The sequence below is a fragment of the Priestia sp. TRM10 genome (assembly GCF_057808375.1).
Genome location: NZ_JBJZOT010000015.1, coordinates 161,632 through 183,981 on the forward strand (window position 1 = coordinate 161,632; position 22,350 = coordinate 183,981).

The 22,350-nt window shown below is 35.2% G+C and carries 20 protein-coding genes and 1 pseudogene; 6 read left to right on the forward strand and 15 right to left on the reverse strand.

Annotated features, from left to right (window positions below; all coding sequences use genetic code 11):
- Positions 1 to 8: 8 nt before the first annotated feature.
- The 4 genes from ACK3CR_RS17640 to ACK3CR_RS17655 form a co-directional block, all read right to left on the reverse strand.
- The gene (locus ACK3CR_RS17640; protein WP_488975867.1) at positions 9 to 1,214 is read right to left on the reverse strand and encodes an MFS transporter; all 1,206 of its coding nucleotides are present in this window, start codon (positions 1,212 to 1,214) and stop codon (positions 9 to 11) included.
- A 136-nt stretch (positions 1,215 to 1,350) separates the two neighbouring features.
- A complete protein-coding gene (locus ACK3CR_RS17645; RefSeq protein ID WP_328125157.1) occupies positions 1,351 to 1,521 on the reverse strand; it encodes a hypothetical protein in 171 nt (56 codons plus the stop codon).
- A gap of 526 nt (positions 1,522 to 2,047) precedes the next feature.
- Positions 2,048 to 3,361, reverse strand: coding sequence for an MFS transporter (locus ACK3CR_RS17650; RefSeq protein ID WP_488975868.1), 1,314 nt, complete (start codon positions 3,359 to 3,361; stop codon positions 2,048 to 2,050).
- A 221-nt stretch (positions 3,362 to 3,582) separates the two neighbouring features.
- Entirely contained in the window at positions 3,583 to 4,347 is a 765-nt protein-coding gene (locus tag ACK3CR_RS17655; RefSeq protein ID WP_488975869.1) for an MBL fold metallo-hydrolase, read from the reverse strand.
- A 117-nt stretch (positions 4,348 to 4,464) separates the two neighbouring features.
- Between ACK3CR_RS17655 and ACK3CR_RS17660 the strand changes: the two genes are divergently transcribed.
- Together ACK3CR_RS17660 and ACK3CR_RS17665 are read left to right on the forward strand one after the other, a co-directional pair.
- Positions 4,465 to 4,881 (forward strand): Lrp/AsnC family transcriptional regulator, encoded by a 417-nt coding sequence (locus ACK3CR_RS17660; protein WP_488975870.1) that lies wholly within the window; start codon positions 4,465 to 4,467, stop codon positions 4,879 to 4,881.
- Positions 4,882 to 5,177: 296 nt separating this feature from the next.
- Complete coding sequence (locus tag ACK3CR_RS17665) at positions 5,178 to 5,450, forward strand: HU family DNA-binding protein (RefSeq protein ID WP_074842889.1); 273 nt, start codon at positions 5,178 to 5,180, stop codon at positions 5,448 to 5,450.
- A 185-nt stretch (positions 5,451 to 5,635) separates the two neighbouring features.
- Here ACK3CR_RS17665 and ACK3CR_RS17670 read toward each other — a convergent pair whose 3' ends face one another.
- A complete protein-coding gene (locus tag ACK3CR_RS17670; protein ID WP_488975871.1) occupies positions 5,636 to 6,529 on the reverse strand; it encodes a DMT family transporter in 894 nt (297 codons plus the stop codon).
- A 123-nt stretch (positions 6,530 to 6,652) separates the two neighbouring features.
- Positions 6,653 to 7,192 (reverse strand): prolyl-tRNA synthetase associated domain-containing protein, encoded by a 540-nt coding sequence (locus ACK3CR_RS17675; RefSeq protein WP_488975872.1) that lies wholly within the window; start codon positions 7,190 to 7,192, stop codon positions 6,653 to 6,655.
- Between the two features lie 127 nt (positions 7,193 to 7,319).
- Between ACK3CR_RS17675 and ACK3CR_RS17680 the strand changes: the two genes are divergently transcribed.
- Positions 7,320 to 8,180, forward strand: a complete 861-nt coding sequence (locus tag ACK3CR_RS17680; RefSeq protein WP_488976207.1) for a LysR family transcriptional regulator — start codon at positions 7,320 to 7,322, stop codon at positions 8,178 to 8,180.
- 257 nt (positions 8,181 to 8,437) lie between these two features.
- Positions 8,438 to 9,178: an alpha/beta hydrolase gene (locus ACK3CR_RS17685; protein WP_488975873.1), complete on the forward strand. Its 741-nt coding sequence runs from the start codon at positions 8,438 to 8,440 to the stop codon at positions 9,176 to 9,178.
- A 73-nt stretch (positions 9,179 to 9,251) separates the two neighbouring features.
- Here the strand turns inward: ACK3CR_RS17685 and ACK3CR_RS17690 are convergent.
- Together ACK3CR_RS17690 and ACK3CR_RS17695 are read right to left on the reverse strand one after the other, a co-directional pair.
- Positions 9,252 to 9,383 (reverse strand): annotated as a pseudogene (locus ACK3CR_RS17690) (LysE family translocator); the annotation flags it as partial.
- A 128-nt stretch (positions 9,384 to 9,511) separates the two neighbouring features.
- Positions 9,512 to 10,450 carry a DMT family transporter gene (locus tag ACK3CR_RS17695; protein ID WP_488975874.1) on the reverse strand — a complete coding sequence of 313 codons (939 nt, stop codon included), beginning with the start codon at positions 10,448 to 10,450 and terminating at the stop codon, positions 9,512 to 9,514.
- Between the two features lie 337 nt (positions 10,451 to 10,787).
- Here ACK3CR_RS17695 and pdxR point away from each other — a divergent pair, with 337 nt between their 5' ends.
- A complete protein-coding gene (gene pdxR, locus ACK3CR_RS17700) occupies positions 10,788 to 12,269 on the forward strand; it encodes a MocR-like pyridoxine biosynthesis transcription factor PdxR (RefSeq protein WP_488975875.1) in 1,482 nt (493 codons plus the stop codon).
- Between the two features lie 413 nt (positions 12,270 to 12,682).
- Complete coding sequence (locus tag ACK3CR_RS17705; protein ID WP_488975876.1) at positions 12,683 to 13,717, forward strand: branched-chain amino acid aminotransferase; 1,035 nt, start codon at positions 12,683 to 12,685, stop codon at positions 13,715 to 13,717.
- A 1,128-nt stretch (positions 13,718 to 14,845) separates the two neighbouring features.
- Here ACK3CR_RS17705 and ACK3CR_RS17710 read toward each other — a convergent pair.
- The 7 genes from ACK3CR_RS17710 to ACK3CR_RS17740 form a co-directional block, all read right to left on the reverse strand.
- The gene (locus ACK3CR_RS17710; protein ID WP_488975877.1) at positions 14,846 to 16,222 is read right to left on the reverse strand and encodes an ABC transporter substrate-binding protein; all 1,377 of its coding nucleotides are present in this window, start codon (positions 16,220 to 16,222) and stop codon (positions 14,846 to 14,848) included.
- Between the two features lie 20 nt (positions 16,223 to 16,242).
- Complete coding sequence (locus ACK3CR_RS17715; RefSeq protein WP_488975878.1) at positions 16,243 to 17,061, reverse strand: carbohydrate ABC transporter permease; 819 nt, start codon at positions 17,059 to 17,061, stop codon at positions 16,243 to 16,245.
- Positions 17,058 to 17,981 carry a carbohydrate ABC transporter permease gene (locus ACK3CR_RS17720; RefSeq protein WP_243519202.1) on the reverse strand — a complete coding sequence of 308 codons (924 nt, stop codon included), beginning with the start codon at positions 17,979 to 17,981 and terminating at the stop codon, positions 17,058 to 17,060. Before ACK3CR_RS17720 ends, ACK3CR_RS17715 begins: the two co-directional genes overlap by 4 nt.
- Positions 17,981 to 19,051, reverse strand: a complete 1,071-nt coding sequence (locus ACK3CR_RS17725) for an ABC transporter ATP-binding protein (protein ID WP_243519200.1) — start codon at positions 19,049 to 19,051, stop codon at positions 17,981 to 17,983. The genes ACK3CR_RS17720 and ACK3CR_RS17725 overlap by 1 nt, the downstream gene beginning before the upstream one ends.
- A gap of 254 nt (positions 19,052 to 19,305) precedes the next feature.
- On the reverse strand, positions 19,306 to 20,922 hold the full coding sequence (locus ACK3CR_RS17730; RefSeq protein ID WP_328122724.1) for an MFS transporter: 1,617 nt from the start codon (positions 20,920 to 20,922) through the stop codon (positions 19,306 to 19,308).
- 2 nt (positions 20,923 to 20,924) lie between these two features.
- On the reverse strand, positions 20,925 to 21,443 hold the full coding sequence (locus tag ACK3CR_RS17735; RefSeq protein ID WP_243519198.1) for a PadR family transcriptional regulator: 519 nt from the start codon (positions 21,441 to 21,443) through the stop codon (positions 20,925 to 20,927).
- A gap of 135 nt (positions 21,444 to 21,578) precedes the next feature.
- Positions 21,579 to 22,346 (reverse strand): hypothetical protein, encoded by a 768-nt coding sequence (locus ACK3CR_RS17740; RefSeq protein WP_243519196.1) that lies wholly within the window; start codon positions 22,344 to 22,346, stop codon positions 21,579 to 21,581.
- Positions 22,347 to 22,350 lie beyond the last annotated feature (4 nt).

A 22,350-nucleotide genomic window follows, 5' to 3' on the forward strand; every position in this document is an offset into this window, starting at 1 on the left:
GTTTCTAATTATTCCTCTAAGCTTTCTATCAGTTGTTTTTCTTTCCACATTACTGTAATACTAAGACCAATACCCAAAATGATCGCAGCGAAAAGGTAAGGATAGTGGATGTTTATGTCAAATAATATTCCACTCATCATTGGTCCGACGACATTCCCTAAGCTCGTATAGGTTGAATTCATTCCAGCGACAAATCCTTGCTCTTTCCCAGCAGCTTTTGATAAAATTGTCGTCAATGCAGGACGAAGCAAGTCAAATGCAAGGAAGATGAAGCAAGTCACCGCCAACACTGCCAAAAAACCAGAGATCATCGTAGATGCTATCGCCAATATGGCACCTGTAATTAAACATAATTGGATTAGTTTCTTTTCACCAAGTATATCTATCATTCTTCCAAACATAAAAATTTGGAAAATCACGCCGAAGATTGAGCTTATTGAAATAATGGCGGCAATATCCTTTGGTGTGAAGCCGAACTTATGATCAGAAAATAAGCTAAAAATAGTTTCATATGCTGATAAACCGAAAGCGAGTACAAACACAATCATAAATGCAATAAAGTAACGTGGATTAAGTGATCTTTTTATATCGCTTATGAAGTTTGTTTGCTTTGTATTGGCAGAAATGTCTGTAATCTTTTCCTTTGTTAACGGCTCCTCTTTCAAAATAAATATTGATGGTATGCATGCTAAAATGGCAATGGCTGACGCAAAGAAGAAGGGCATGCGTATACCATATCCTGTAATAAAGCCGCCAATGCCAGGTCCTATAATATAGCCAGTACTAACGGCGGCAGAAATATAGCCCATCGCTTTTGGACGTTCCCGAACGGATGTAATATCTGCAACATATGCAGTAACGCCTGGCATGATAAAGGCGGCACTTATTCCTCCTAGAATTCTTGATATATAAAGCACCACTACATTCGTACCTAACCCAAAGATAAGTTCTGAAACACCAAAAAGGAATAAGCCAATTATAATGATTTTCTTTCTTCCATAACGGTCAACCCAACGTCCTGCAAAGGGTGACATAAGCAGTTGTGCCATCGCATATACAGCAACAAGATAGCCCATCGTTTTTCCTGATAAATGCATGATATCCATAAAAGACGGCATAACAGGGACGATGAGTCCAATTCCTAGAAATGCAATGAATATATTGCTTAAGAGTATAATTAATACCCATTTCTGTTCTTTTATTGTTTTCTTCATATATCAACATCTCTTTCTGTATGATTACTGATGTGAAATACCTCTCTAAAATACTGTCCAGGAAGCTTCTAATTATCCTTCATCTATTTTTTATCATTGTCATATACAAGCTCCAGCATAATGGAATCGACTATCCTTAAGAAGCAAAGGTCGGCGTTTTTATTGCATCTTCGACTATTACCTTAGCATTGATCCAATCCTGAAATTTACTTTCTAGTATCGGCTGTACCTTCTCTTCGATATTAGTTACTTCCTTTTCAATTGCTTTTGCAAGATGTGCTGGTAAAAAAAAGACATACGTAGCCAAAACTTTAACTGCTTATTTTTTAGAAAAGATCGATTACCAATTGTAGAAATCAAGTGTTTTAGAATGTTGCGATGCTGTTCATAAGCCTCCATTTATGGCAAAAACAATGCCTCTACTCAGTCTTATTATGGGCCAAAAATAGGCCATCTTGATCTTTTATCAGGTGGGAATACTTATATTGAACTACAAAACAAAGCATAATGAATAAAGGGTGTTCAGAAGTTATTTTTCTGAACACCCATTGCTCAATTCATATAATAATTATTAATTTAAAAGCAATAACTTTTATAGATGATTAAATGTTTCCAGACCTAATATCAGTTAAAATGTCTGAGAACAAAGATGTTACACTGTTAATTATTGAACTAAAGAGTCCCATTCTAAAGGTATAAAAGCCTGATACATAATAAAGTTATTTTTTTATGCTTACTTAAAAGAGAGGTCTCCTTGAATTTCACTCCTAACATCTGCTTGTTATATATGGATATCAGTCTGAATAATCAAAAGACAATAAACTAGAAAGATTTTATAGTAGCTCTTTGTTTAGATTTTTATGAGACCAAACAACTACAGGAATAAGCAATAGTGAGAGAATGGCTCCAGAAAGTGATAATGCTGCATAACTAGAATGAGCGACTACCATTCCTGATACTCCTCCACCAGCTGCTCCTGACAGGGCAAATAAGACATCGACTGATCCTTGTGTTTTTGCACGCACAGATGGATGTGTTGAATCTATAATAAGAGCAGTTCCGCTTATCAAACCAAAGTTCCAGCCCAAACCTAGTAGCACTAACGCTAGGGTAAGCAGTGGCATTGAACCTACCGGTGCAAAAGCTGCTACCAATCCAGAGGCTAGGAGTGTAACACCAGAAGCAACAGCCATAGTAGTACGGCCAAGCTGATCTACGAGTATACCTGTTAATGGCGAAGGAAGGTACATAGCTGCTATATGGAAACCTATAACTACCCCCACCTCTTGCAAACCATGACCATGATGTCCCATATGAATGGGTGTCATGGTCATAATGGCTGCCATAACAAATTGAGTCAAAATCATAATGACAGCCCCTACCACAACACCTTTTTTGTTTATATTAGCACTCTTTAAATTTGCCTCTGTCTCTGTAGGATGCACATTTTTCTTAGCATTCGCAATAGCTGTAGACACAACCAAAGGATCTGGACGAAGAAAAAATAAGATCAATAATCCGGCAATTATAAAAGCTGCTCCTGACAAGATGAAAGGGCCAGCCAAAGTTGGAACACTGATTGAATCCGCAAATTCTCCCATTGTATTGACCAAGTTAGGAGCAACTACAGCACCCAAGGTAGTGGAAACCATGGCCATGCTTGCGGCAGTTGCCCGTTGTTTATCTGTTGCAAGATCCGTCCCTGCATATCGCGCTTGTAGATTAGACGCCGTACCAGCTCCATAAATAAGAAGGGAAAGGAATAAAAGTGCGATGTTGGTGGTTAAAGCTGCCATTATAACACCGATAGCCCCTACCCCTCCTGCAAGGAATCCCCCTGCAAGTCCTGCTCTACGTCCAAAACGTTGTGAAGACCGTCCTATAAGTAGGGCAGCTCCTGCAGAACCTAAAGTAAATAGAGCCGTTGGAATCCCTGCTGCATTTTCCGTCCCTAGCATGTCTTGTGCAAGAAGTGCTCCTACTGTTACACCGGCTCCAAGTCCTGCTCCCCCAAAGATTTGTGAAAACATCAAAATTCTTAATGTTTTTTTATAAAGCTTTACTTGTCTTTCTGGTGAATCAATATATTCTTGCAACCATATAGGCTGCTGCGTTGATACATTTGTATCTTTTGCTGTCATTGTCATGAACTCTCCCTCCTAACGAGATACCTTTGTAGCTTTTCGTGTTTGTTTTGTCATCCTTAGAATATTTAATTCTTCATTCTACATATTTAGGATTTTCGATATGTTTACAATTCACTATATTCATCATTGGAAGAAGCTCATAATTAAATTTCTGATAATTATGAGCTCCTTCTATTTCTTATTTTTAAATATGAACACAACAATATTAGTCGGTGTTCCTATTAAAATGTGTAGGATTCACCATCTTCAGGTATTAAAATACTATTTAAGAATCCCTTTTCTTTACTAAAGTTTTTTAGTTCTTCTCTAGATAGTGTCCAATGGTTAACAGCTTCCATATGAACAGAAATAATCTTAGCATTAGGAGCCGCCTTGTGTACTTCATAGATGTCTTCTTTTCCCATAATGAGAGAACCATACTCTATAAATTGATTATCTCCGCCATTGACGACAATAATATCTGGTTCATGAGTATCTAATTCTTCCTGTACACCTTCATACCAGACTGTATCACCAGCTACATACACTGTTTTTTCACTTGGATGTTTAAAGACGACGCCACATACTTCCCCCATAAGCTTTAATAGTTCTTCTCCTCTTCCATGCTCGCCTCTTGTTTTAACTAATTGGATGCCTTCAAAGACAGTGCCCTTTGTTAGTACCTCTACATTTTGGAAACCGACATTTTGGACGTCCTTTGCCTCTTCTTCATTTTGAACGAACATTTTAATATCTTTTGGCAATAGTCTTTGCGCAGCCTCGTCAAAATGGTCTAAATGAAGATGAGTGAGAATAACTGCATCAACTCCACTAATGATATCGTCAACGGAGATTGGTAAACTCACTACAGGATTGTTTTGATCTTGCTTAACCGAACCAGGGAAAGGTGGGTACGTACCTTTCTCTGCTAACATAGGATCGATTAAAAACTTTTTATTTGCATATTCAACAATGATTGTTGCATTGCGAATTTGTTTAATATTCATATTTATTGCTCCTTTTCTTTAATCTACATATAGTTTATATTATGGAGAACCATGAAATACACAGATAAAATCAAGTCTTTTAGTCGTTTGACTTGATTTTTGAAAGGAGTTGAAGGCATGCTAGATCATACAGATATGCGTATATTAGAAGAACTGTCCAAGAATAGTCGAATCAAAATGAAAGAATTAGGTGAGAAGGTTCATTTGACCGGACAAGCAGCGGCCTCTAGAGTGGCTAAACTAGAAGATAATGGTGTAATTGAAGGATATTCAATTACAGTCAATCAAGCGAAATTAGATTGTTTTTTACATGCTTTTATTCATATCTATTTACATGACATTCATCATCAACCATTTCTCTCATTTGTAAAAACACAAGATCAATTCATTTTTAATAACTATAGAATTAGTGGAGATGGATGCTATCTACTTGAATGTAGATTTCCTTCTAATGAATATTTGAATGAATTTCTAGAGAATCTAAATAAGTTTGCAAATTACAAAATATCAACTGTTATTAGTAGGATGGATTGATTCGTATTAGAAAGGGCCTTATGTAAAAACATAAGGTCTTTTTAGTTTACATAACACAGATTATCGGTATCCAATCTTCGTGGAATTGATTTTAAGATACTTATCCATCATATGACTGATTAGTAATGTAACAATTGCTCATTTAACAATGCTATAGGGTTAATTCCAACATCTATCTTGTAAAAAAGGAGTTTTCCTTCCGTTTATCTAATTTTATTAAGAGACAGATATCTCAAATCTGCGTTATAGTAATCTTTCTACATATGGTTCCAAAATAAAAGGATGAGGTGTTCGATATGAACAAGACTGAATTAGTGAATGCTGTTGCAGAACAATCAGAACTAACAAAGCAGGATGCTGCAAAAGCTGTAGATGCATTATTTAAAACCATTTCTGACACTCTTTCAAAAGAAGAGAAAATTCAATTGATTGGATTTGGAACATTTGAAGTGCGTGAGCGTGCGGCGCGAACAGGACGTAATCCTCAAACCGGCGAGGAAATGCAGATTGCTGCTTCAAAAGTTCCTGCTTTTAAACCAGGAAAAGAATTGAAAGAAGCTGTAAAATAAACATAATAGATCTTATCAGAAGTAAAAAAGCGTAAAATCCTTGACTGACAAGGATTTTACACTTTTTCTTTTCCTATAAGTATACTTTTACGCACTATTATCGAAAAATCCCTCAGCATGAAAATGAAAAGTTTTTAAATATATATAAAGCAGTAGGAAACCCACACTTCCTACTGCTTTGCATATTATAGAGTTGATACTTTGTCACCTCTTTTTGGAAACTTAATTGCCTTATTCTCACTAATAAATGTTGAACCTAAAAGAAGTAATCCACCTAACATCTGAACGGTGGTCATTTGTTCTCGCAGAATGAGTGCAGAAATCAATATAGCTACAAACGGATCTACATAACTTAACATAGCAATACTTTGGCCTTTTAACTTTTCCATACCTGAGAAAAATAACCAAAATCCAATGCCAGTGTTTACAATTCCTAAAATGATTATAAAAGGAACGGATGATTTAGATACTCCAAAGATACCGAGTCCCTCTGTAAAAAACACATATGGCAAGAGTAGTAATGCTGTTATTCCAAGTTGGATAATTGTAATCTCTAACCTGCCCATATGACGAATAAATTTATTTAGTAACATTAAGGCAGCATAAAATGCAGCTGCAACTAATTCAAAAAAGATTCCAAGTAGGTCATCTATTCCAGAGGCACTGACTTCGTTGCCAACAATCAACAACATCCCTACTATTGCCACACTAATACAAACTATTTTTTTAATAGGTAATGATTCCTTAAGAATGAATGGTGAAAGGACCATCACAAACACAGGTGCAAAATAATACCCAAGTGTTGCATTAGTAAGTGTTGTATGTTCGTACGATTGATAGAGGAAAATCCAATTTCCGCCTAATGCAATACCGGAAAAAAGTAAGATATAAGCATTAACTTTTACTAATTTCCATGGAATGGTTTTCTTCATCATAAAAAATACGAATACTAAAAATAGGCAACCAATTGAACTACTTAGTAAAGCTGTTTCACTCGAAGATAAATCAATGTATCTTACAACTAAACCCATTGTACCGAAAATAACCATAGATAAAACAAACTGTATTTTATATTTCACTTCCTTCACCTACACAATCTACAGGTAAGTTGATTAAAAGATCTTAGATTATTTTGCTCCATTTCATTTATCAGCGTAGAAGTTCCACCTTTTATGGCTATTCTATTTTTATATAGACTCATATCACACCTCTATAACCGATACCTCATGGTTTGTATAAGGTAAAAAATCATTCATAATTTGCTCTGTTCGTACCTTCATATATCCGGTTGTTGTTCCATCACTGCACCCATACCATTCTTCACTCGTCACATCTTTATCGAAAACAACTTGCACATCATGATTTTTATCAAGTAGTGTACTAAAAACAGTGGCTGCCCCTATTTTTGTTCCTAACATTTCTTTCATCAAGTCCTCAGGAGCAAATGAAACTCTAGATATATTTAAAGCACTACTGAAGTCTTTTGAGCGAAACGGTTTATCTCCTTTAGTGATAAATAGATAGAAGGAACTTTGCTGTCGATTACATAAGAACAATGTTTTAACCATTTTCATGTTTAACTTTTTATTAATAAGCGTACAGTCATCCATTGTAATGGCTTCATCTGTATCAACACGTTGAAAAGGAATGTTTAATTGTTGTAAAGCAAGATACGTACTTTGTTGTAAAGGTGTGGAACACTTTCTTGGAGCGATGGTATAAATTTCGCTAATAAAAAACATATTTTTTCATTCCTTTGCTTTGTAAATTTAATAAATGTAGATTATCATGAAAATTAGCATTACAAAAGCGAATAATTATCATACTATACATGATAAAAACAGATGCAAAGGTTGTGATTCTATGGACATGAATATACAAAAATATATTGCTTTTGTTAAAACAGTTGAATTGGGAAGTTTCACAAAAGCAGCAAAGTATTTAAATTACTCTCAATCTGGCATAAGTCGGATGATTAACGATTTAGAAAAAGAATGGGGAGTCATACTACTTGAACGTGATCGATCTGGTTTGCGATTAACTTCGGATGGATTAAATTTATTTCCAGCTGCTAAAAGACTATTTGAAGAATATCGAAACTTACAACACCAGATAGAAGAAATTAACGGATTACAATCGGGCGTGGTTCGAATTGGAACTTTCTCTAGCGTAGCAACGCATTGGCTTCCAAGAATAATAAAACAATTCAAAACTGATTATCCCAATATTGATTTTGAATTACTTTTAGGTGATTACCACGAGATAGAAAAGTGGATTATAGAAGGGCGTGTAGATTTTGGTTTTTTACGACTTCCTACGCTTCCAGAATTGGAAACAACATTTATAGAACAAGATAATCTAGTTGTTGTATTGCCTGAAAGCCATCCTCTTGCAGATTTCGAAAAGATTCCAATTGCTGAACTTTCTGAGTCATCTTTTATCTTGTTAGAAAAAGAAGGGAATTCTGATGTGGCTAAACTGTTTAAAAAGTGGAATATTTGTCCTAAGATTAATTTTACGACATGGGATGACTATGCCATTATGGCTATGGTAGAGAGTGGTTTAGGTATTAGTATTTTACCGCAATTAATTTTACAACGCATTCCTTACGACGTTATCACAAAAGAATTGGAAGTACCTGCTTACCGAAAAATTGGGTTGGCATACAGGGAAAACCAAACTTTATCTCTTGCTAGCAAACAATTTTTAAATTACTTAGAGTATAGATAAAATACTCTTTCCTTTCATAAAAGGATGTATAAGAAAAGGAAAGACACTTAACAGGAAATACATGTGATATGCAAATCTGGTTTACATAAACATGTTCGAGGGAGCAAAAAGAGTGCAAACCCGTTGGGTAACAACGGGTTTGCGCTCCTTTTATATATAAGAAAGGATTGTTGTGATAATATTACATATCATACGCATTATAGATTTGAGGCAATAGGAGAAGTTTAGTATGTAAATTTCAAAGGTGGTAATGATTTATGGTGGAATTTTCCAAACCGAAAGCTTTCTTCTTAAAAGGCGGCTCAAAAGCTGTTTTGTTATTACATTCTTTCACTAGCAATACAGTTGATGTAAAAAAATTAGCTAGGTTTTTAAATAGTGAAAATTATACATGCTTTGCCCCTTTATATGAGGGTCATGGTCAGTCGGCTGAACATTTAATCCTTACAAGTCCAAGAGATTGGTGGGAAAGCGTAAAAAATGGTTACAATTTTTTAAAGAATGAGGGCTATCAAAATATTGCTGTGATTGGTGTGTCATTAGGGGGTATTTTTGCTTTAAATGTAGGCCGAAAAATGAATGTTACTGGGATAGTCACCATGTCTGTTCCATATAAGAAAGATGTAGATTCATTAAAAAAACGTGTATTAAATTATGCATTAACTTATAAGCAATTAGAAGGAAAAGAAAAGCAACAAATATCTCGTGAATTAGATGAATTAGAAACATCTTCATTTAGTAGTCTATTACAATTTAAAGAATATATTGATTTGACTATGGAAGGATTGTTAAGAATTAAGAAGCCTATACGTATATTATATGGAGAGTTAGATGAACCATTATATAAAGAAAGTGCTCATTATATATATAAAAATGTATCTACACACCATAGAAGTGTAAAAGGTTATTCCAATTCAAAACATTTGATGACATTAGGTCCAGATAAAGAAGAGATTCATCATGATATCCTATCATTCTTAGAGAGTTTAGAATGGTAATACCCTAAATGTAAAAGAGAAATAATCAACTATATAGGAGCTTGATTATTTCTCAAATTAATACTGATAAAAGTTATTTTTCGAAGAATAATCTTACACCGAATACTAACAATACTGTACCCGTGATACCTTCCATAGCTCTATTAACACGCTCTCTTTTTAAGAACATTCTTAGCTGTCGTATGAGTACGATATAGAGTAAGTACTAACTACCTGTAAGTGCTGTAAACCTATTCACTTGAAGTGAAATATTCTTTATTAATATCTATAACACCTTTTGATCTAGATTGATAAACAAGAACTGAAATTGCCAATACTAGGAAAGAGTGTAAGTTACCCTATACTCTTTTTTGTATTATTAAGCTTTCTACGCCTGTTTATCCTTATTTTTTCAATATAACCCGTGCCAAATAGAACCCCAGATACAATAAATGCAAATCCAATTAATTGTGAAGTTGTAATTGTTTCGTTTAAAAAAAGAGCTGAAAATACAAGGCCAAAAAATGGAACAAAGTTATTAAATATGGCTGTTTGTCCTGCACCTATCTTCTGAATAGCTGCATTAAAAACTATATATCCCACTCCTGTTGCCACTAACCCTGATACGATAAATAAAAAGTAAGTAAATAAAGATGCTGAAGTCATTTCACTGACTCCTTCGGGTTCAGTTATAAAACTAATAATTAACAAACCAATTGAGCCAGCTAGGTACATTATTGTCGTTACCTGTTTTGAATCGAGTGTTGCTGTTGCCTTTTTTACGAAAATAAAACTAATGGCTTGGACAACCATGGCAATAAATAAAATTAAGTCTCCTTGAGATAATTGCATATTACTAAATGAACCGCCCTGAATAAAGAAGACACCAGTTAATGCTAGAATAAAACCAACCATTCGCAATTTTGTTAATTGTTCACCTAAAAAGAGAACAGCAAGTATTGCTGTTGTGAGTGGAACTAATGCAAGAATTAAAGAAGCATTCGAAGCATCACTCATTGTTAACCCTATTGCTATAAGCAAGTGATGTAGAATGACACCAAATAACATCCCAAGTAACGTATAGATCCATTCCTTTTTTGATAAACGGCGAAATGATTTTCTCAGAACGATTATGATTAATGCTGTAATCCCAGCCATCATAATTCGAAATGCTGTCATGGTTTGAGGAGGTAAATCTTCCACCAATACTTTAATTATAACAAGATTAAGTCCCCAAACAGCCGTAACAAAAAATACTAAACCGTAAGTTAGTAATAACCGTTTTTGATTCACAAGTTACTCCTCCATTTTTTTCTGTTCTCTGTGAATTAGATTATTCAATCATCTTAATCCATTTCTATCCCATCCCCTTCCAAGTGTCATGCTTTGTTCAACTATAAGTGCTATATTACTTCAACGCATGTATAACACTCAACACACTTCTATAACACTTAACCTCTGTGTTTTCTTCTCTAGAACATTCTGTATTAAGATTTATTTATTAGCGTTTTGTTCTCATATAAGAATAGAATGATTAAATTTCATTCAAGTGTTAAAATAACTTTATTAACATCTACTATATGAAATAAAACTATAACACTAACTACATGTATAACACTCAGGAGGATTTATGGTACAAATTGATATTCAAAGAAATAGAGGAGAATCACTATCTAGACAAATATATCAATCCATTGTTGACCGAATCCGTTCAGGGCTTTTGGAAGAAGGATCGAAGTTGCCTTCTGTACGCAGCCTTTCCAAACAACTGGAAGTAAGTTTGGTTACAGCTGTCAAGGCATACAAACAATTAGAACAAGAAGGTTTTGCTACTTCTATCCAAGGAAAAGGTACTTTTGTAAAAGTGAAAATGAACGAGACGAGGCTAGAAAAAGAAGAAATTCCTTCATATGATTGGCAATTATCGCTTCAAGATTATTTACCTAGATCCCAGTTTGCTCGTTATCATATTGCTCCTCAAAAAGTTCACCTTTCATCTTCCATGATAGATCCTAAACTTCTTCCAAATAGATATTTCGAGCATGAGGTTCAACAGGTTCTTTCAGATAACCCAGAGTTATTGTCTATATATGGAAATGTTCAAGGTGATAGTCAACTAAGGAGCGAAATGTCTACGTATTTAAAAAGATCAGGGGTTATCTCTACACCAGAAAATATCTTAGTTACAAGTGGTCTTCAACAAAGTATTGATCTTATTGCCCGTACATTTGTTGGACCTGGTGATGTGGTGGTAATGGAAGCACCTACCTATCCGGGGGCAATTGATATTTTTCGTGGAAGAGGTGCCACCATACTCACGGTGCCTGTTGATAAAGATGGCATGAGAATAGATATACTCCAAAATGTATGTGAAAAACATAAACCAAAAGTTATCTTTACGGTTCCTACGTTTCATAATCCAACAGGTGTTGTTATGTCTCTAAAACGACGTAAGCAATTACTTGATATAGCCAGGAGCATCCATTGTATTATTGTAGAGGACGATCCGTGCAGTGAGATTTATTTTGAAAAAAAACCACCTGTTTCCCTTAAAAGTATGGATCAGTTCGGTAATGTGATTTATTTAAGAGGATTAAGTAAAACGATTGCACCAAGTTGTAGAATAGGAATATTAACAGCTTCTGGCTCCATTTTCACCCGTTTATTAGCTGCAAAGGCGAATGCTGATTTAGGAAGTCCTTTACTCACACAAAAGGCAATTCTTCCCTTAATAAACTCTAAAAGAATGATAGACCACTCAGAGAAGTTGCGGACTGCTCTAAAAATCCGAAGAGATTTAGCTCTTGATTTACTTACAAATCTTGCTCCTGAGGGTGTATCTTGGACAATACCAGAGGGAGGATTAAATTTATGGATTAGTTTGCCTTCTTGGATTGATAGTCACCTTCTTTTATCAGAAGCAAAAAAACAACAGATTACATTTTTACCGGGATCAGCATGTTATCCAGTAGGGCAAGAAAATAATCATTTACGGATTAGTTACTCTTATATAAATGAGGAGTTATTAACTCATGGAATTACAACATTATGTAATATCTTTCATGCTACAATTTTATCCCAAAAAATAAGTGAAAATAGACCTACTTTTTAAATTGAGTTATTCCTTAAAAAATAAAACAGATTGTGAGAAAGAAGAGAGGAATAATCTAAAACTATTACAGAACAAGATACAAATGGCCTCAAAGGTGTGAAATAACTTTTTCAAGTGTTATAGAAAGGTGTTGAGTGTTATATATATGACAAACTAATATAAAACATATAGTTCAGCATAACATGACACTTGTAAGAAATTTGGCCAATACCATTCTACTACTGTTTGATGAGGGGGATGATCGTCACTAAAGGAGAAACTTAAGCTAATATTTATAAATAACCTTGTTAAATAAAATGGGATAGAAAAGGTTACACGAAAAATAGTTAGATTATTCCTCTAATTTAAATAACTATTGTAGAAATGCAAACGTTAAAATTACGGAAAAATGAATCCACCATAAAGAAAGAGAGATGGGAAAAATGGAAAAGGTAAAAACGGAGTGGGAGAACCTAGGTTTTACTTATAGAAAGACAGACAAACGATATGTTGCTAATTTTAAAGATGGAAATTGGGATGAAGGAATCTTAACAGAGGATCATACTATTGTTTTAAACGAATCTGCAGGTGTACTTCAGTATGCTCAGACTTGCTTTGAAGGGATGAAAGCATATGCCACACAAGATGGAAAAATTGTTATTTTTCGACCTGAGCTAAATGCCCAGCGTTTAGAAGATTCTGCAAAGAGAATACATATGGCTCCATTTCCAAAAGATCGGTTTGTGGATGCCGTGGTACAGACGGTAAAAGCGAACGTTCCATATGTACCACCTTACGGATCTGGGGGTTCATTATATATTCGTCCGTATCTGTTTGGAACTAATCCAGTTATTGGAGTTAAACCTGCTGAGGAATTCCAGTTCAGAATATTTACTACACCGGTTGGTCCCTACTTTAAGGATGGAGCAAAAGCCCTTACTCTTTGTGTTAGTGATTTTGACCGTGCTGCTCCTCATGGAACCGGGAATGCTAAGTTAGGCCTTAACTATGCTATGAGTCTTCATGGTCTCGTAACAGCAAATGAAAATGGGTTTGATGAAAATATGTATCTGGATTCCGCAACTAGGACGAAAGTAGAGGAAACAGGCGGGGCCAATTTTATATTTGTTACAAAGGACAATAAAGTCGTTACACCAAAATCAGAAACCATTCTTCCTTCTATTACCCGTCGTTCTCTAATGTTAATTGCAGAGGAATATCTTGGACTTGAAGTAGAGGAAAGAGAAGTATACTTTGAGGAAGTAAAAGATTTTGCTGAATGTGGTTTGTGTGGAACAGCAGCCGTTATTTCCCCTGTAGGTAAAATAAATGATCATGGAAACGAAATATGCTTTCCAAACAGTATGACAGGGATGGGGCCAATAACTAAGAAGTTATATGATACACTTACCGGAATCCAATTAGGTCGTATTAAAGCTCCTGAAGGTTGGATTAAGGTGATTGAATAATCAACAAAAATATTTTTAATAGCATTTTCAACTTTTCTAAATATCTTATTTACTAAGATAGAAGGAAAGGGCTGACCAATATTTGCAATGTTCAGCCCTTCTTTATTGTGCTATTTCTTTTCCTCTTTTTAATTTGAATAGATGTTAGTAGGATACTAAGACACACTAATATAGCTCCTATAATTATATTGCTAGTAATTCCTCTTGTATTAAATACCATTTTATCAAAAAATGATTAATGTTCAGTATGTATACTTTATACAGTTTTAATTTACATAAAATATGTTCCAAGTAGAAAAAAAGCGCAAACCTGTTTAATAATAATGAGGTGGCGTTTTTTATATTATGAACGAGTATAATTTGAATATCCAACAATTACCTTTTAACTCCATAAAAAGTGACCACAACCAGACAGTTCGCAAAGTGAACGTCCATAAAAGTGTACTTTTTACAAACTGATTAATTCTAAGAGGAATACAATCTTTTTAATGTCTGTTTAAGTCTACAATTAATTACAAACGTTCTCTAAAACATATCCACTTTAACGAGCATTTTCAGTGAAAGGATGAAGAAGAAATAAAAAAAGCCTCTCTTGATTAGAAGAGTGACTTTGGCATAGAGGTGTAAAATCAGTCAAAACATCCCGTGCGTAGAAAAACTTGTCCTTGCTATCATACACTGTTCTTTTTCCTATCTTCATATTATTTAAAAGAACAGAACAAAAGTTATGTAATGAAGTAGATCAAATCATAGTTTTTGAATTAGCCGTCAGTTAATCAATCTCCCCTTCTTCAGTTTTTTTAAGAGTCATCTCATCTTTAACTTCTAAGAAAGTTTTAAAAAATTCCTTTTTCAGTAATATTTCAGCTCAAATTCGCCATGAAGAACCGTAAAGGCGCGAACGACCATACTCTTTTTGCCTTTCCTTAAGGGCAAAATCCGTTTGTAATCTTTAGTTCTTTCACTTTTTCTGCTGCTCGTCGAAAAAGTTCTGGTACAGACAATGTACTTACTTCCGCTTTAGCCGTCTTCTTTTTAGATGATTCAATATTAAAAATGGCAAGATAACGGATTTAATCATACAAAAAGATAAAGAAGCCGGTCTTATAAGACCGACATCTTTATCCTTTATTTTTGAGCTGTACGATTTGAAAGCTTCATTGCTCTCTCTGTTGCTTCTGCTGCTTCTTTAAGAGCTTGTTTCGGATCTTTTCCTCCATACATCGATTCTAAAGCTTTAACAATGGCTTCACGAGACTCTGGTAACACTGTAATAAGAGCTCCTTGCGTTGCAGGAGATTTCTTTGTTGATTGAAGTTGTTCAACGGTTACCTGAAGCTGTGGATATTTTTTATATTGCTCTTTCACAAGCTCTTCTTTATAAGCATCAGGATTGATTGATGAATATCCTGTTCCTGTATGCCATTTTGCTTGTACTTCTTTTGTAGCAAGATACTTCATAAAGTCCCAAGCTCCTTGCTGTGTTTCATCACTTACCATATTTGTCATCCATAGAGATGCTCCTCCAATAATAACACCTTCTGGATCTACTTCATCAGGATGAGGAATATAAGCAACACCAACGTTAAAGTCTGCTGTATCAATGGTATTCCGAACGCCCGCTGAAGAATCTAAATACATCGCAACCTGCTTTGACTGAAAGGCTGCTCGAATATCGTCCCAATTTGTACCATAGTTTCCAAGAGATCCTTCTTTATTCATATCATTTAATAAATTAAAAACGCGCTCTCCTTCTTTTCCTTGGAATTTTGCTTTTTCTGCTGTACCCTCGCGACCGTTTTCTTGATCAACATAAAGTCCACCTTGCGTTGCGAGAAGTTCCTCGAAGAACCATCCATAGTTAAGCATTGAAAACCCGTATTGCTTTGTGGAATTTCCTTCTTTCTTTGTTAAAGCTTTTGCTGCTTTTTGCAATTCTGAATATGTACGCGGCGCTTTTTCAGGATCTAATCCAGCTTCTTTAAATGCGTCTTTGTTATAAATTAAAACAGGTGTAGACGAGTTAAAAGGCATCGAATACATTTTATCGTCCACTGTGTAATAGTTTGTGATGGCTTCTTCTAGCTGAGACGTGTCATAATTATCTTTATCTATCCACTCTTGCACAGGGGTAATTTTCCCGCTGTCAATCATATATTTCGTTGTAATTTCACTTGATTGGACAAGAGCAGGAGCGGTCTTCGATGTTTTTGTACTTCTAAACTTTGTTAAAGATTCTTCATATGTGCCTTGAAATTCCGCTTTAATCTCATATTTATCTTGTGATTCATTATAATCTTGTACAATATCATCCAATACTTTTTGGGTATCCCCACCCATAGCATGCCAAAACCTAACAACCGTTTTATCTCCTTCTTTTTCAACAGGAGCTACCTCTTTTTTTTCACTTGCATTTCCATTGCTACTATTAGAGGAACAGGCCGCTAAGCTCATGGCCATAACTCCAGCCGCCAACACGGCCGTACCTTTTTTCAAAAGCGTCATAACTTTCACCTTTCCTTCCCTTATTTAATGGCTCCTTTTGTTAACCCTTGCTGTAGCTGTTTTTGTCCTAAAAACAAAAGTATTAACGTTGGAATTACAATAATCGTAGCCCCTGCCATAACACCTCCCCAATCTGTTGCAACTTCTTGAGAACGAAGCTGCTTCATTCCAATTTGAACCGTTCTTGCACTGTCATCGCTTGTGACAAGAAGTGGCCAAAGGTACATGTTCCATGTTGTAAGAAAACTATATACACCAAGCGTAATAAAACTTGTTTTACAGTAAGGCACAACAACTCTCGTTAAAAAACCAAAGTGTCCCAATCCTTCAATTAAAGATGCCTCTCGAAGTTCATATGGAACAGTAAGAAAATGCTGCCTTAATAAAAAGATGCCAAAAGCTGTTGCGAAAAAAGGAATAGTTAAGCCAGCATAAGAGTTCGTCCAACCAAGACCTTGAACCATAAGGAAGTTCGGAATCATCGTAGCTTCCCAAGGAATGAGCATTGTAGAAATAAAAATAAAGAATAGTACATTTCTGCCTTTAAACTGCAGAAAAGCAAATGTATAAGCTGCTAGACTTGATAAAACAAGCTGACCGATCATCACAACTGATGAAACAATAAAACTATTTTTTAAGTAATGAAGAAGAGGCATTTGTTCAAAAGCATTTCCATAGTTAGAAAGTGTAAAATCTGATGGCCACAATTTTCTCCCTCTTACATCTCCCTCACTCATAAAGCTCACAGAAATAGCATAGAAGATTGGAAAAAAGGTAAAGAGAGCGCTAATAATTAATAGTGTATAAAAAATAAATCTCTTTCTCCTTTTCTCTCTCATTGATAATGCACCTTTCGTTCAGCAAATTTGAACTGCAAAATGGTAAGAATGAAGATGAAGACAAAAAGTACAATGGCCTGTGCACTTGCTGTTCCAAAGTGATAGTTAACAAAGGCTTCCTTATAAATGGAGTAGACAAGTAAGTTTGTCGCATCATTTGGCCCTCCTCCTGTTAAAATATCAATTTGCCCAAAGCTTTGAAATGCGTTAATAAGCGTAACAGTTGTAATGAAAAAGAGCGTCGGAGAAAGGGATGGAAGAGTAATGCGCCATAGTCTAGTAAAATACCCAGCGCCGTCAATAGCTGCACTTTCATATAATGTTTGATCAATATTTTGCAGACCACCCAGTAAAATCAAAAACGAAAACCCAAGGTTCATCCATATGGTTGTGATAGACACAGATAAAAGCGCCCAACCTGGATTGATAAGCCACTGAACAAGAGGTAAGTTTAGTGAATGTAATACGTTGTTAAAAAAGCCAACGCTTGGGTGAAATAAAAACAGCCAAATAACAGCACTTGCCGCTGCTGATATGCCCATTGTAGAGGAGAAAATTACTCTAAAAAAACCAATCCCTTTTAGTTTTTCATTTGAGAGAAGCGCAAGAAAAAGAGCTGCTCCAATGCTTGTTGGCACAGTATAGAGTACAAATAGGAAAGTAGCTTTCAAACTCTCATAGAAGACGGGGTCTTGAAATAAAAACAGATAATTTTCCATTCCTACAAAAACGCTTTGTTCTCCTGTTATATCTGTAATATGAAAGCTATAGTAGACGGTTCTTACAAGCGGATAAAAAAGAAAAACAGAAAACAGCAAAATAGAGGGAGCAAGAAAAAGGAGCCCTACTTTTAAATCAGATTTTCTTACTGACACCTTGTTAGACTTTGGTTCTTGATTTATATTTCTAGCAAGTTCCATTACACGCCCACCATTTCCTTCATTTCTTGTATAAGAATGCGTTTTGAAGTTTCTGCATCAAAGTAATAAAGTTTATCTAAAGGGAAACCAAGTTTTATCTTGTCCCCTTTTCCTAACATCACTTGGGAAGAAACTTTTGCTTTCCAAACGGACTCTCCCATATAGAAATTAATAATGGATTCGTAACCTAATACTTCAACAGAATGAATCGTAACTTCTTGCCCATTCTCATCTAGTTGAATATGTTCAGGGCGAATTCCTACTTTTACTCCCCTTCTCTTATTACTATAAAAAGGGATATGAAAATCTCCTATTTCTACTCCGTTATCTATAAAAGTTCCTTTTCCGATATTCATGGATGGTGATCCAATGAAAGAGGCAACAAATTCATTTTCAGGCTCATTATAAATACAAAGTGGAGTTCCAATTTGCTGAACTTCCCCATTGTTTAGAACCATGATTCTATCTCCCATTGTCATTGCTTCAATTTGATCATGTGTAACGTAAATCATTGTAATACCAAGCCGCTGCTGAATTTCCCTAATTTCAATTCTCATTTGCCCCCTAAGCTTAGCATCAAGGTTAGAAAGTGGTTCATCCATAAGGCAAATAGGCGTTTGGCTTACGATAGCTCGAGCTAAAGCAACACGCTGACGCTGTCCACCTGAAAGCTGCCCTGGCTTTACCTTTAAGTATTCTGTTAATCCCACCATTTCTGCAGCCTCTTTCAGTCTTTTTTCTCGCTCATCCTTTTTAACTTTTCGGACTTTGAGGCCAAAAATAATATTCTCCCCTACAGTTAAATGAGGATAAAGAGCATAATTCTGAAATACCATTGCAAGATGACGATCTTTAGGTGGCAAAAAGTTTGCATACTCTCCTTTTATATACATGCTTCCATCTGTAATGTCTTCAAGACCCGCTAACATGCGAAGAAGCGTACTCTTTCCACAACCTGACGGACCGACAAGAACGAAAAATTCTCCTTTTTCAATTGTTGCAGAAACAGCATTTACTGCCCTCTTCTGTGAGTTAGCATACACTTTTGAAATTTCATTTAATGTAATCAACTTACATCCTCCTCTAACTTCTATTCCAACCGTTCCAACAACTAGCCGAACAGTGCTTGTTACAATATTTTACTTTTTTAAAAACACCATTAGTAAAAAGAGGTATTTTTAGCTAACTTCTACCAGAATCTTTCTATGGTCTTTACTATATCGCTGATATATTAAGCTAGTTTTAATAGATGTTGTAGATTTTGTTAAAAGAGGAAGAAAAAAGAGAAAGAAAAAACCTCCTCTGTTTTCAAAGGAGATTTCTATTATCGGACTCTTCTTTTGATAAAGGGAAAGCATAAAAAAAGACTAAGAAAAGCACAGAGGAAAAGAAAAGGAAATGCCGTTCCATATAAATTGCCGAAGCTTTCTCCCATTTTATATTTTGCTTCTTTAGAAACATCAGCAACATAATTTTGTAGCTCCCTTTTAACCGCAAGAGCTTCTTGAACATTTTCTTTTTCATTTTGATTCCCAAACTTACTATGTATGGAACTTTTAATAAGTTCTTCTTGCGTCATCTCGTTGTTTTCATCGATTACGTTGCTTGTTAGTTCTAACAATTCTTCTTTATTTTGAATCAAGTTTGATTTTTCAAGTACCCCTTGTGCATAATTTACGACTTTCTGTTTTTCGGTGTTCATTTGTGCTGTTAAAGAACCAACAAAGATAGCTACAGCAAGAACAGTTCCAACACCGCGAAGCATCGAGAAGACACTTTGCGAAGAAGCTAACAGTTCTCCTTCAAAGTTAGAAGTACTTGCAATCGTAGAAGTCGCAATAAGAAAACTAAATCCTATTCCAAGTAGAATACACAACGTTACAATTTGTTGTGATGTACTTTCAACAGTCAGTTTTGATAGTAAATAATATGCAATCCCCATCGTACAAAAACCAATGACAACAGGAATAATAAATCCTATTTTTTTCACCATAAGAGCTACAAATTGAGAAAAAAGAAAGATAGCTGCTGAAACAGGTGTTACAAGAAAAGCTGCTTCAAGCTCGCTTTTCCCTTGAAAGCGTGTCAGAAACTGAGGTAAAAGAACCATAACACCTATTAAAAAAAGGTAACCTGTTGAAGCGGTAAAAATAGAACCGAGAAAAAGTCGATCTTTAAAAAGTGAGAAATCAATCATTGGGCTTTTCACTCTCTTTTCTATAAAAATAAAGAAAATGAAAGATAGAAAACCTAAGATATAACAGCTCCACCCATAGCCGCTGTTCCAGCCCCACTCATTTCCTTTAATGAGCACGAGAGTCACAGAAAATAAAAAAACGGTCGAAAAAAGAAGGCCACCACCATCCATTTTTGCTTTTACTTTCTCTTCATTCTTCATATTTAGAAAACGTAGACATGCGAGTACTCCTATTAAACAGAGAGGGATATTTATGTAAAAAACCCAGTGCCAGCTTAGTAATTCTGTAATAGCTCCTCCTATTGAAGGGCCAAGAGCTGTGGAAAGGCCTTGCGTAGCTCCTAGCAGCGTTAACGCAAAAGCACGTTTTGTATTAGGAAGAGCACTTATACTAATAACAAGACTTAAAGGAATAAGAGCAGCGGCTCCTAAGCTTTGAACAAAACGAGAAAAAATTAAAAATGTACCGTTTGAAGAAAACCCACATAGTAAGGAACCAAGTCCAAATAAAAGTAGCCCTCCTATATATACTTTGTTCTTCCCCACCATTGTGGCATAACGAGTAAGTGGAATAGCTAACACAGCAATTGTCATCGTATAGATATTCAACATCCATGAGCTTTGTTCAAGCGTTGTGCCTAAATCATTTTGGATGGCTGGCAGCGTAATGTTCATAATAGTAGAATCTAACATGCATAGAAACATTCCAATACACATGATGAATACAATTCGTTTTTCTTTCATCTCTATTCCTCTTTTTCTAAAGAAGCTAGTTCCTTGTTAATCCACTCTAACGTAAATAGCGCTTCATCAATTCCGTAGAGAAGCGTAATTTTTCGATAACGTTCCATTTCAGGGTATTTTTCATTCAAACTTGTTAGTTGTTCAGCTTGTCTGCTCGCTCTCTGTTTTTCTACTAATAGCCACTCTATTAGCTTTTCCCTGCTCGTATGCCTTCCAAAAAAGATGCGAATAAGCAAATCTGAACGAATAAGCGTTGGATGAAGCGGACTTTCTATATAACGTAAAAACTCTTCTCTTCCTTGTTCAGTTATCGCAAATAGGTTTTTATTAGGCTTTCCATCTTGTTGAATAATTTGTTTGTAAATAAGCTGTTCTTTTTCAAGTCGCTTGAGTGCTGGATAGATAGCCCCAAAGGAAGCATCAAAAAAATAGGAAACAGAGTTTTCTATCTTCCCTTTTAAATCATATCCGCTCATTGGCTCCTCCAGTAAAAATCCTAGTATAACGTGTTTAATATTCATCAACAATTCCCCTTTCATATTAACAACATCAATATTAACATTGTTAATATGATAGTCAATCCCTTTATACAAAAAAAAGGAATGATTTTAAAATCATTCCTTTTTCCTTCTTTATAAGTCTCTTTTTATTAACTTTTAATGAACAGGGTCTGATTCATCATATGTGACATATTTGTAGAGTTGTTCTCTTAGCACATCTTTCCCAAATGCTTGCTCATATTCAAAAAGAGCATTTTGCAAACGGGCTTCTGCAATAAGCTTCCGTGTATCTGTGTTTGACAATTTAGCAATAATATTTTCAACAACGTCACGCATAAGAGCTGTTCTTGTAACACCTTTTTGTGCGATGTTTTCAACAAATTCATCAAGCTTTTCAATTGCTTTCCTATCAACACCTATTCTCATTTGTTCTAGTTCTTTTGGTTTATCAAGAAGGTGTTTCACATCACTTGGCTTGTAGTCCTCAAGGATAAATCGCTCAATAACGGCATTTCGATTGCGAAAAGATACGAACTGCTCTAGTACTTCTTTTGTCCCTTTTTTAAAATAAAAGTTGAGTGGGCGCACAGCCCTTTCTTTTGGAGGGATGGTGCTGTTTTTCTTTAAATTTGTGATAAGCTGGGATAAAATATGTCTCATAAGAGAAGATCTATTTGCAATATAACCGTTTTTCCGAACATCTTTTACAAGTTCATTTAGTCTTATATTTGTAGGTTCATCAAATAAAAATTTCTCAAGTTTTAATCCTTTCTTATCACCTTCATTAATAATGCTAAGCTGCTCTGGCAGTTGATATTCATGTAAAATATAATTCCGCAAAATTTTAGACTGCATAGATGAATCAACAAGTGATTTATACGTTCCTGCTTGTCTAGGTAACAGCGAAAAGGATACTTGTTTCATAAAC